The 10,884-nt window shown below is 45.1% G+C and carries 4 protein-coding genes and 2 tRNA genes; all 6 read right to left on the minus strand.

The features are described 5' to 3' along the window. Positions 1-62 precede the first annotated feature (62 nt). The gene (gene rpoC / locus FC62_RS03270; protein ID WP_056946629.1) at positions 63-3,704 is read right to left on the minus strand and encodes a DNA-directed RNA polymerase subunit beta'; all 3,642 of its coding nucleotides are present in this window, start codon (positions 3,702-3,704) and stop codon (positions 63-65) included. 15 nt (positions 3,705-3,719) lie between these two features. Continuing rightward, on the minus strand, positions 3,720-7,310 hold the full coding sequence (gene rpoB / locus FC62_RS03275) for a DNA-directed RNA polymerase subunit beta (RefSeq protein WP_141322565.1): 3,591 nt from the start codon (positions 7,308-7,310) through the stop codon (positions 3,720-3,722). 217 nt (positions 7,311-7,527) lie between these two features. Then, complete coding sequence (locus FC62_RS03280) at positions 7,528-10,014, minus strand: ATP-dependent Clp protease ATP-binding subunit (protein ID WP_056946633.1); 2,487 nt, start codon at positions 10,012-10,014, stop codon at positions 7,528-7,530. A gap of 146 nt (positions 10,015-10,160) precedes the next feature. Next, positions 10,161-10,234: transfer RNA gene (locus tag FC62_RS03285), tRNA-Pro, on the minus strand. Positions 10,235-10,274: 40 nt separating this feature from the next. Then, positions 10,275-10,346 (minus strand) — tRNA-Gly (locus tag FC62_RS03290). A 72-nt stretch (positions 10,347-10,418) separates the two neighbouring features. Beyond that, positions 10,419-10,884: amino acid--tRNA ligase-related protein (locus FC62_RS08105; protein WP_338023373.1), on the minus strand; the 466-nt coding region annotated here is incomplete at its 5' end.

Raw genomic sequence — 10,884 nt, forward strand, 5'->3', positions numbered from 1 at the left:
CAGCAAATCAAAAAAGTCAAAACCACATCTCTGCGATTTTGACTTAATTTAGCTATTAACTTTTACTCTTGTTCGTTCTTAGCCATTTCTTTCTCGATATCAGCGATTGAGTACACTGATTCTGGCTTATTAGTTTTAACCTTTGGCTCCATCTCACGGTAGACAGGCATACCTGTACCAGCTGGGATGATCTTACCAATGATGACATTCTCCTTCAAGCCAATCAGTGGATCATTCTTACCACGAATTGATGCGTCTGTTAGGACACGTGTCGTTTCTTGGAATGATGCGGCAGACAAGAAACTGTTAGTTTCAAGTGAAGCCTTAGTGATACCAAGCAGTACTGATTGACCAGTAGCTGGAATGCCACCACTAATGATAGTTTCTCGGTTACGGTCAGTGAACTCACGGATATCCATGAGAGTACCTGGCAAGATATCGGTCTCACCTGGATCAAGAATCCGTACTTTTCTAAGCATTTGACGTGCCATTACCTCAACGTGCTTATCTGAGATTTCAACACCTTGCATTCTGTAGGCCTTTTGAATTTCGTCGAGTAAGTAGTTTTCAGTTGAGAGGACGTCTCTGACACGAATCAGTTCCTTTGGATCAATCGAACCAATAGTCAACTTCTCACCACGGTGAATCGTGTCACCCTCAGCGACAGCCACGCTGGCTGTGTAAGGAACGCTGTAGGTTCTTGTATCGGTTTTACCCTCAACGGTAATCTCACGGGTATGCTCTGCTGGGTTCTCCTCAATGGCAGAAATTACACCGGTAACTTCTGTAATCGTTGCGCGACCCTTAGGGTTACGTGCTTCAAAAATTTCTTGAACACGAGGAAGACCTTGAGTAATATCTTCACCGCCAGCAACACCACCGGTATGGAAGTTTCTCATAGTCAATTGAGTACCTGGCTCACCGATTGATTGTGCAGCAACAGTACCAACTGCCTCACCAACTTCAACTTCTTCACCAGTAGCAAGGTTTCTACCATAACATTTCTGGCAGACACCGTGCTTAGTGTTACAAGTGAAGACGGAGCGAATTGTAACCATCTGCACACCAGCATCAACGATTTGTTGTGCTAAGTCTTCGTCAAGTAGAACATTTCTACCCACGATTTCTTCGTGTGTTTCTGGGTTAAAGACAGTCTTCTGTGTGTAACGACCAACCAGGCGATCGAACAATGGTTCAATCATTTCGTTACCTTCAGTGATTGAGCTGACATTCAAACCACGGTCAGTGCCACAGTCTGCTTCACGCACAATGACATCTTGGGCAACGTCAACCAAACGACGGGTCAGGTAACCTGAGTTGGCAGTCTTAAGTGCCGTATCGGTCATTCCCTTTCTTGCTCCGTGGGTTGACATGAACATTTCGAGAACTGACAGACCTTCACGGAAGTTCGAGGTAACGGGAACTTCCATCATTCCGCCATTAGGTGCGGCCATCAGACCACGCATACCAGCAAGTTGCGTAAAGTTAGATACGTTACCACGGGCACCAGAATCACTCATCATCGAGATTGGGTTGTTTGAATCGAAACTATCAACCAATTTCTGTTGAATAGTATCCTTTGCGTCAGACCAGATACTGATTACTCTATCATGGCGCTCCTCATCGGTGATTAATCCCCGCCGGAATTGCTTAGATACAGTGGCAACCTTCTTATGTGCCTCATTAACGATATCTTTTTTTTCATTCAATGTTGGCACGTCGGCCACACCAACGGTGATTCCGGAAATAGTAGAAATCTCATAACCTAATTGCTTCATATCATCAAGTAACTCAGAAGTACGTTGTACCTTGTAAATCTTAAACACTTGGGCAATGATATCGCTCAAGAAGCCCTTCTTGAAGGTACCTACAAGTTCCATCTCAGCGAGTTTATCATGGATATCCTCACCTTCATTCAAGAAATACTTAGCAGGCGTACCATTAACAAGATTATCTGTAGTCGGTTCGTTTAAGTAAGGGAAGTCAGCAGGGAGAATTTGGTTAAAGATGGCCTTACCATAGGTAGTAACCATTACTTCGTTCTCTTTACCCGCTGGGAATGGTTTCTCCGGCATTGAAGCAGCCGAGATACCAATTCTTGAATGATAGTGAATTTGACCATTTTGGTAAGCAATTGTTGCCTCATCAGTCGAATTGAAAATCATTCCTTCGCCTTCACGATTCTTCTGCTCTTGTGTCAAGAAGTAGTTACCTAACACAACGTCTTGAGATGGTGTAACGATTGGTCGACCATCTTTAGGGGCTAGGATGTGGTGCGCAGCAAGCATTAGCATTCTTGCTTCAGCTTGTGCCTCATCTGACAACGGAACATGGATGGCCATTTGGTCACCATCGAAATCGGCATTATAAGCTTCTGTTGCGAGTGGGTGCAATCTAATTGCCTTACCACTAACTAGCACAGGCTCAAATGCTTGGATACCAAGTCTATGCAACGTAGGTGCGCGGTTCAAAAGAACCGGTCTTTCCTTAATTACATCTTCCAAGACATCCCAAACTTCATTATCCTGACGATCAATCTTACGCTTAGCATTTTTGATGTTTGAAGCAATTTCTCTAGCGACAAGTTCATGCATCACGAAAGGCTTGAACAACTCGAGCGCCATTTCACGAGGAAGACCGCATTGATAGAACTTTAAAGTTGGGCCAACATCGATAACCGAACGACCGGAGTAATCAACACGCTTACCAAGTAGGTTCTGACGGAAACGTCCCTGCTTACCTTTTAGCATGTGGGACAATGACTTCAATGGGCGGTTACCAGGACCGGCAACTGGACGTCCACGACGACCATTATCAATCAAGGCATCTACAGCCTCTTGGAGCATTCTCTTCTCGTTTTGGACGATAATACTTGGTGCATTTAAGTCAAGCAACCTCTTCAAACGGTTGTTCCGGTTAATAACACGACGGTACAGGTCGTTCAGGTCACTTGTGGCAAAACGGCCACCTTCAAGTTGGACCATTGGCCGAAGATCTGGTGGGATTACTGGAACGGCATCCATGACCATCCACTCTGGCTTGTTGCCAGAACTTCTGAAGGCCTCAAGAATATCCAGTCTTCTAATTGCACGAGTCCGTTTCTGTCCCTGTGCACTCTTTAAATCTTCTTTTAAATCTTTAACTTCTGTTTCTAGATCAACATTATGGAGTAACTCTTTAATTGCTTCAGCACCCATCTTAGCGTTGAACGCATTACCAAATTGTTGACGTTTCTCACGGTATTCTGCCTCAGTAAGCAGCTGCTTATCCTCAAGGTCAGTATCACCAGCGTCGATTACGACGTATGCTGCAAAATAGATAACCTCTTCAAGTAAGCGTGGGCTCATATCAAGTACAAGTCCCATTCTGCTAGGGATACCCTTGAAGTACCAGATGTGTGTTACTGGTGCAGCAAGCTCGATGTGACCCATCCGCTCGCGCCGAACTTTAGAGCTCGTAACCTCAACACCACAGCGATCACAAACAATTCCTTTATAACGGATACGTTTGTATTTACCACAGGCACATTCCCAGTCTTTGGTTGGTCCGAAGATTCTTTCATCAAACAGACCGTCTTTTTCAGGTTTTAAAGTACGATAGTTGATGGTCTCAGGCTTCTTAACCTCACCATAAGACCAACTTCTAACCTTGTTGGGCGAGGCTAGACCTATTTGCATACTTTCAAACTTATTTACGTCGATCAAAAGCGTAACCTCCTATTATTTTGAAACCTCATCATTGAGCTTGTCTTCTGCTTTCTTGGCTTCTTCTGCAAGCTTCTTAGCCTCTTGTTCCTCAGCCATCTTGGATAGTGCGTCAACGTTTACGCTGTCTTGATTCTCATCGTCCATATCACGGAGCTCAATTTCTTTCTCATTAATATCGAGCACCTTCATGTCTAATCCGAGTGCTTGTAATTCCTTCACAAGAACACGGAATGATTCGGGAACACCAGGTTTTGGAATCTTATCACCTTTGACAATTGCTTCGTAAGTCTTTACACGACCAACAACGTCATCTGATTTGTATGTCAAAATTTCTTGAAGTGTATATGCGGCACCATAAGCTTCAAGTGCCCAAACTTCCATTTCACCAAATCTTTGACCACCAAATTGTGCTTTACCACCTAGAGGTTGTTGTGTAACGAGTGAGTAAGGTCCGATTGAACGAGCATGGATCTTGTCGTCAACCATGTGTGAGAGCTTCATATAGTACATGACACCAACGGAAACACGGTTGTGGAATGGCTCACCGGTACGTCCGTCATAAAGCACGGTCTTACCATCTTTAGGCATATCAGCTTCTTTAACAGTTTCCCACATGTCTTTCTCGGATGCACCATCGAAGACGGGAGTGGCAACGTGGATGCCTAATTTTCTAGCAGCCATCCCTAAGTGCAATTCCAGTACTTGACCAATGTTCATCCGTGATGGAACACCCATTGGGTTCAAGCAGATATCAACTGGTGTGCCATCTGGAAGGAATGGCATATCCTCTTCAGGTACCACGATTGATACAGTACCCTTGTTACCATGACGGCCAGCCATCTTGTCACCGACCTGAATCTTTCTCTTTTGCGTGATGTAAACACGAACCATCATGTTCACGCCTGGTGCTAACTCATCGCCGGCTTCTCGGGTGAATACCTTGACGTCTTGAATAATTCCGCCGCCACCATGAGGTACACGGAGTGAAGTATCACGCACTTCGCGGGCCTTTTCACCAAAAATAGCGTGTAACAAGCGCTCTTCAGCAGATAGTTCTGTCACACCCTTCGGTGTAACTTTACCCACCAGAATATCACCATCATGTACTTCGGCACCAACACGGATAATTCCCTGTTCGTCGAGGTCCCGTAGTGATTCCTCACCAACGTTTGGAATCTCCCGGGTGATTTCCTCAGGTCCAAGTTTAGTATCACGAGCCTCTGATTCGTATTCTTCAATATGAATTGAGGTATATTTATCTTCTTTAACAAGCTTTTCAGACAGAACGATGGCATCCTCAAAGTTATACATGTTCCAAGTCATGAAGGCGATAATTGGGTTTTGACCCAATGCTAATTCACCCTTTTCCATGGCTGGACCATCTGCGATGATGTCACCCTTCTTAATTTCCTCACCCTTAGTGACGATTGGTCTTTGGTTATAAGACTTACCAGCATTAGAACGACGGAATTTTTGAATAGCATACTTATCGAGTGTTTGATCTGCACGACGAATTCTAATCTCTCTTGCGTCAACGTACTCGACCACACCGTCGGCTCCTGCCAAAACAGCAGTACCTGAGTCATGGGCCGCACGGTATTCGATACCAGTACCAACAAGTGGTGCCTTTGGATCAATCAAAGGTACAGCTTGTCTTTGCATGTTCGCACCCATTAGGGCCCGGTTCGAGTCATCGTTTTCCAAGAAAGGAATACATGCAGTGGCAACTGAGACCACTTGCTTTGGAATAACATCCATGTAGTCAACCTTATCGTGACTGATTTCGAGGTTCTCATCACGGTGTCTTGCAAGAACAACATCGTCAACGAATGAACCATCTTCGTTCAGAAGTGAGTTGGCTTGTGCCACGATAAAGTTATCTTCCTCATCAGCTGTAAGGTAGTCAATTCTGTCGGTAACCTTGTGTGTGTTCCAGTCAACACGACGGTATGGTGTCTCAATGAAACCATACTTATTAACCACGGCATACGTCGCAAGTGAGTTGATCAGTCCGATATTTGGACCTTCTGGTGTCTCAATTGGACACATACGGCCATAGTGGGTGTAGTGAACGTCACGCACCTCATATCCGGCACGATCACGAGTCAAACCACCAGGTCCAAGCGCTGAGAGACGCCGTTTATGGGTCAATTCACCAAGTGGGTTAGTTTGATCCATGAATTGTGAAAGTTGTGATGAACCAAAGAATTCTTTGATTGAGGCCACCACAGGACGAATATTGATCAGTTGTTGTGGCGTAACAGTGTTAATGTCTTGGATTGACATTCTTTCCTTCACGACACGTTCCATCCGTGACAGACCAATTCTGAATTGGTTCTGCAAAAGTTCACCAACTGAACGAATACGCCGGTTACCCAAGTGATCGATATCATCGGTTGTACCGATTCCTTCTTGAAGATTCAAGAAATAGTTAATTGAGGCGATGATGTCGGCAGGAATAACGTGCTTAACCTTCTTGTCAACGTGTCCATTACCGATTAACTTGACTTCTCTTTCTGGATCAACTTGTGAGAAGACTTTGATTACTTGCACGGTCATCGGTTCAGCCACAACACCCTCGTCAGATGGGGTATATGTGACTGTCTTAAAGTCCTCGCGGTCAAGGTAAGGTGCGAGACGATCCATCACTTCGTGCGTGATAATTTCGCCCTTTTGCACAATAACTTCACCAGTATCTGGGTCTGCCAATGTCTCAGCTAAAGTCTGTTTCAACAAACGAGTCTTCAATGAGAGCTTCTTGTTGATTTTGTAACGACCAACTGGTGCTAAGTCGTAACGCTTTGGGTCGAAGAAACGAGCATACAGCAGTGAACGTGATGAATCAGCGGTCTTAGGTTCACCCGGACGAAGACGCTCATAAATATCCTTCAAGCCTTCGGCAACACGCGAATCAGCCGGATTCTTGTGAATATCCTTCTCAATTGTGTATGATAATGAATCACTCATCCCCAAGATGTCCGTAATCTCGCTATCTGAGCCGAAACCGAGTGCCCGAACTAGGACAGTAATTGGCAACTTACGGGTCCGGTCAATCCGCACGTAAGCAAGTTCCTTAGCATCTGTTTCGAATTCAAGCCAAGCACCACGGTTAGGAATCACCGTTGTACCATATTGAGTCCGACCGTTCTTATCGATATCTGAGTGGAAGTACACACCAGGTGAGCGAACAAGTTGTGAGACAATAACACGTTCTGCACCGTTAATGATGAATGTACCTTGCTCTGTCATCAATGGGAAATCGCCAAAGAAGACATCTTGTGTCTTAATTTCACCAGATTCATGGTTCGTCAACTTTAAAGTTACGTGCAGCGGTGCAGAGTAGTTTGCATCGTGGTCACGTGCTTCGTCGACGGTATATTTAGGTTCAAGTAACTTGTAGTCTACGAACTCTAAAGAAAGATTGCCTGCAAAATCGTCAATGGGCATGATGTCGGCAAACATGTCGCTTAAGCCTTCATCTAAAAACCATTTATACGAATCCGTTTGGATATCAACTAAATTGGGTAGTTCAAGTACTTCTTTGATTCTGGAAAAACTTCTTCTTGTACGGCGTTTACCGTAGTTTACGTTGGTCCCTACCAAATCAAACATCCTTTCTCATTCAAACAAATATTACATTTGCGTTACATTTTCAAAAAAAGACTTTTTGAGCAATAAAAAAACAAAAACAATACAAAAATATCGTTTTTGTTCTTATCATTCCACCGGACAATAGATCGGGGAATACTGTACTAGACAGCCTTTTAACAGATTGATTATACTCGTTAATTTCAACTTTGTCAAAAAAGAGTCTTGACATTTAAACAGTTTGCGGTTCCATTGTTTTAATCGTTAAGGTACCGTTCTTCGAACCAACCTTGATGGTTGAACCGGCGGTGACGGACCCATCAATCAGCAGTTCACTGAGCCGATTCTCAAGGTCCCGTTGCAGTGCCCTCCTGATTGGCCGGGCACCGTTCTCTGGGTCGAATCCGTTCTTTGCTATCACATCGAGTGCAGCGGTAGAGAGATTTAGTGTAATGCCCTTTTCTGCGAGCCTATCTTTGATCTTTCTCGTCAACAATGTCACAATCTGCCGTAGCTCTGGCGCTGTCAATGAATCGAAGATGACGGTCTCGTCAATTCTATTAAGAAACTCGGGACGGAAGAACTCTTTAGTCGCCTCTCTGACCTTCTCCTGATTAATCTTATCCTCAGCAACAGCACTAATGCCGAATCCCACTGTTTTGTCATCGCGCAGAGCTCTCGAACCCAGATTAGAAGTCATAATGATGATTGTGTTTCTAAAATCAACTTTTCTCCCCTTAGAATCCGTTAGGAAACCATCATCGAGTACCTGCAACAATAGATTAAAGACGTCAGGGTGCGCCTTCTCGACCTCATCCAGTAAGACAACGGAGTAAGGATTATTCCGCACCTGTTCACTCAATTGGCCCCCCTCTTCGTAGCCCACGTAACCCGGAGCTGACCCAATCAGCTTAGAGCTACTATAAGATTCCATAAATTCGGACATATCTACCCTAATCAAGTTGCTCTCGGCACCAAAGACTGCTTCCGCGAGGCTTTTTGCAAGCTCTGTTTTACCAACACCGGTTGGCCCAAGGAAGAGAAACGAACCAATCGGACGGTTCGGATCCTTCAGTCCTGCACGCGAACGGCGAATCGCCTTCGCCACAGCCTTAATTGCCTTATCCTGGCCAATAACCCGTTGGTGGAGCGTTTTCTCCAGGTTAAGCAGTTGCTTAGTTTCACTCTTCTTCATCTTGGTTACCGGCACGCCGGTCCAATCGGAAATAACCTGTGCAATATCTGCCCCACTAACAATCGCTGTCTTGCGTCGCTTCTCCGTCAGATTTGCCCGGAGCTGATCTTCTTTTTCGCGTTCTAGTGCCTCTTGCTCACGTAGCTCGGCAGCTTTCTCGAAGTCTTGCATGTAGATGGCATCTTCTTTATCTGCAATAATCTGCTTGATTTTGGCATCGTGTTGTCGCAATTCCTCGCTGCTAGAAATACCCGTGTTAATCTTGACCTTGGCCGCGGCCTCATCAATTAAGTCGATTGCCTTATCTGGCAAAAAGCGACCGGTAATGTAGCGCACACTGAGGTCCACGGCATCACTAATGGCTTCATCCGTAATCACCACGTCATGGAACGCTTCATACTCCGACTTCAAGCCAGTCAGAATTTGCTTAGTATCCTCTGGACTCGGTTCCTCCACCTTCACTTGGGCAAAACGGCGTTCGAGCGCAGCATCTTTCTCAATGTACTTCTGATATTCGTTGAAAGTCGTCGCACCAATCACCTGAACATCGCCCCGTGCCAAGGCTGGTTTTAGAATATTGGATGCATCAATCGCACCTTCTGCACCACCGGCACCAATTAATGTATGCAATTCATCGATGAACAAAATGACGTTACGGTCTTCCTTAACCTCATCCATAATCTTCTTCAGGCGGTCTTCAAACTCCCCCCGGTACTTGGTTCCAGCCACTAGAGTACCCATATCAAGTAGCATGATGCGTTTCTTCAGTAAATCATCGGGCACTTGTTTATTCACTATTGCCTGTGCGATAGCCTCGGCTACAGCAGTCTTTCCGACACCAGGATCACCAACCAACACGGGATTCTTCTTCGTTCTCCGAGAAAGAATCTGGATTACACGCTTAATCTCGGTTGTGCGTCCAATAACTGGATCGATCTTACCATCGCGCACACTCTCGTTCATGTTCGTCGCCAGCGAATCAAGCGTTGGTGTAGTAGACTTATTGTTTTTACCGCCAGCCTTAGCGTTGGCCTTTCTAAGACTCTGCGCCCAGGATGTCGGTGCATCACCTGCATCAAGGTTACTCTTGATACTTTTCTTCAGCTGAAATAGTTCTACACCTAGGTTTTGGAGAATTCTCGCGGCTAGAATCTCGTCTGAGCTAATTAGACCAAGCAAAAGATGAGCCGTACCAATCTGCTTGCTGCCAAATTCACGTGCGTGATCCGCTGCGTATTCGATTACTTCATTGACCCGTGGTGAAAAAGGCAAATATTCATCCTCAACCGGTTTCCTCTGACCTTGATCAACCTTGCCGTAACCGGTATAGCGTTCGATTTCATCCCGCAGAATCATCGAATTGAGGCTTAAGTCACGCAGCATATTACCCGCCACGCCCTTCGATTCAATGGTTAATGCGAGCAACAAATGCTCCGTACCAATCACGTGATGGCGAAAGCTGAGCGCCTGTTCTTGTGCAATTTCTAACGCATTTCGTGCGTTATCTGTAAAATTCTTATCCATGTAATCACCGCCTAACTTAGATTAACAGTTTAAACCTCTTAGCACGTTTCGTAAAATTTTTTGATTGATTAATCGCTTAATTAGCTCTTTCTTTAACTTTCACATCCCTTATACGGACCACCAAAGAAAAAAAGAGCACAAAAAAATCGGGAAAACAGGATTTGAACCTGCGACCTCTACGTCCCGAACGTAGCGCTCTACCAAGCTGAGCTACTTCCCGTTGAAATATAAAAAACCCACCTAGGTGGGTTTTAAATTAAAGCGGAAGACGGGATTCGAACCCGCGACCCCCAGCATGGCAAGCTGATGTTCTACCACTGAACTACTTCCGCATAACAAGAATTTTACCATTAAACCCTATTCATGAAAAGGTCTAAAATAAAATTTCTTGAATTTTTTTATTATTAGTCTTTTGCTTTATCAGGACGCATGGTTGGGAACAACAAAACGTCTCTAATCGAGCTCGCATTGGTAAAGAACATTACCAGACGGTCAATCCCGATTCCTAGCCCGCCAGTAGGTGGCAGACCGTACTCAAGTGCTTCGATGTAATCCTCATCGATGCCCTCCGCTTCGTCATTACCAGCGTCACGCTCTTTGACTTGGGCCTCAAAACGCTCGCGTTGGTCGATTGGGTCGTTCAATTCGGTAAACGCGTTCGCGAACTCGTTACCGGTGATGAACAACTCGAACCGGTCAGTGAACCGGGGATCCGCCACATTTTTCTTTGCCAGCGGTGAGACCTCGATTGGATGACCGTAAACGAATGTTGGCTGAATCAAGGTATCCTCGACGAATTGTTCGAAGAACTCATTGATGATGTGCCCCACCTGCCAATATGGCTCGTAGTGTACATGGTGTTCATCTGCT

Source organism: Amylolactobacillus amylotrophicus DSM 20534 (assembly GCF_001434555.1).
Classification (GTDB): Bacteria; Bacillota; Bacilli; order Lactobacillales; family Lactobacillaceae; genus Amylolactobacillus; species Amylolactobacillus amylophilus.

What these genes read in the sequence shown, in the direction of transcription:
- FC62_RS03280 (WP_056946633.1), bottom strand. Translation starts at nt 10,014, where the DNA reads ATGGATAAGAATTTTACAGATAACGCACGAAATGCGTTAGAAATTGCA.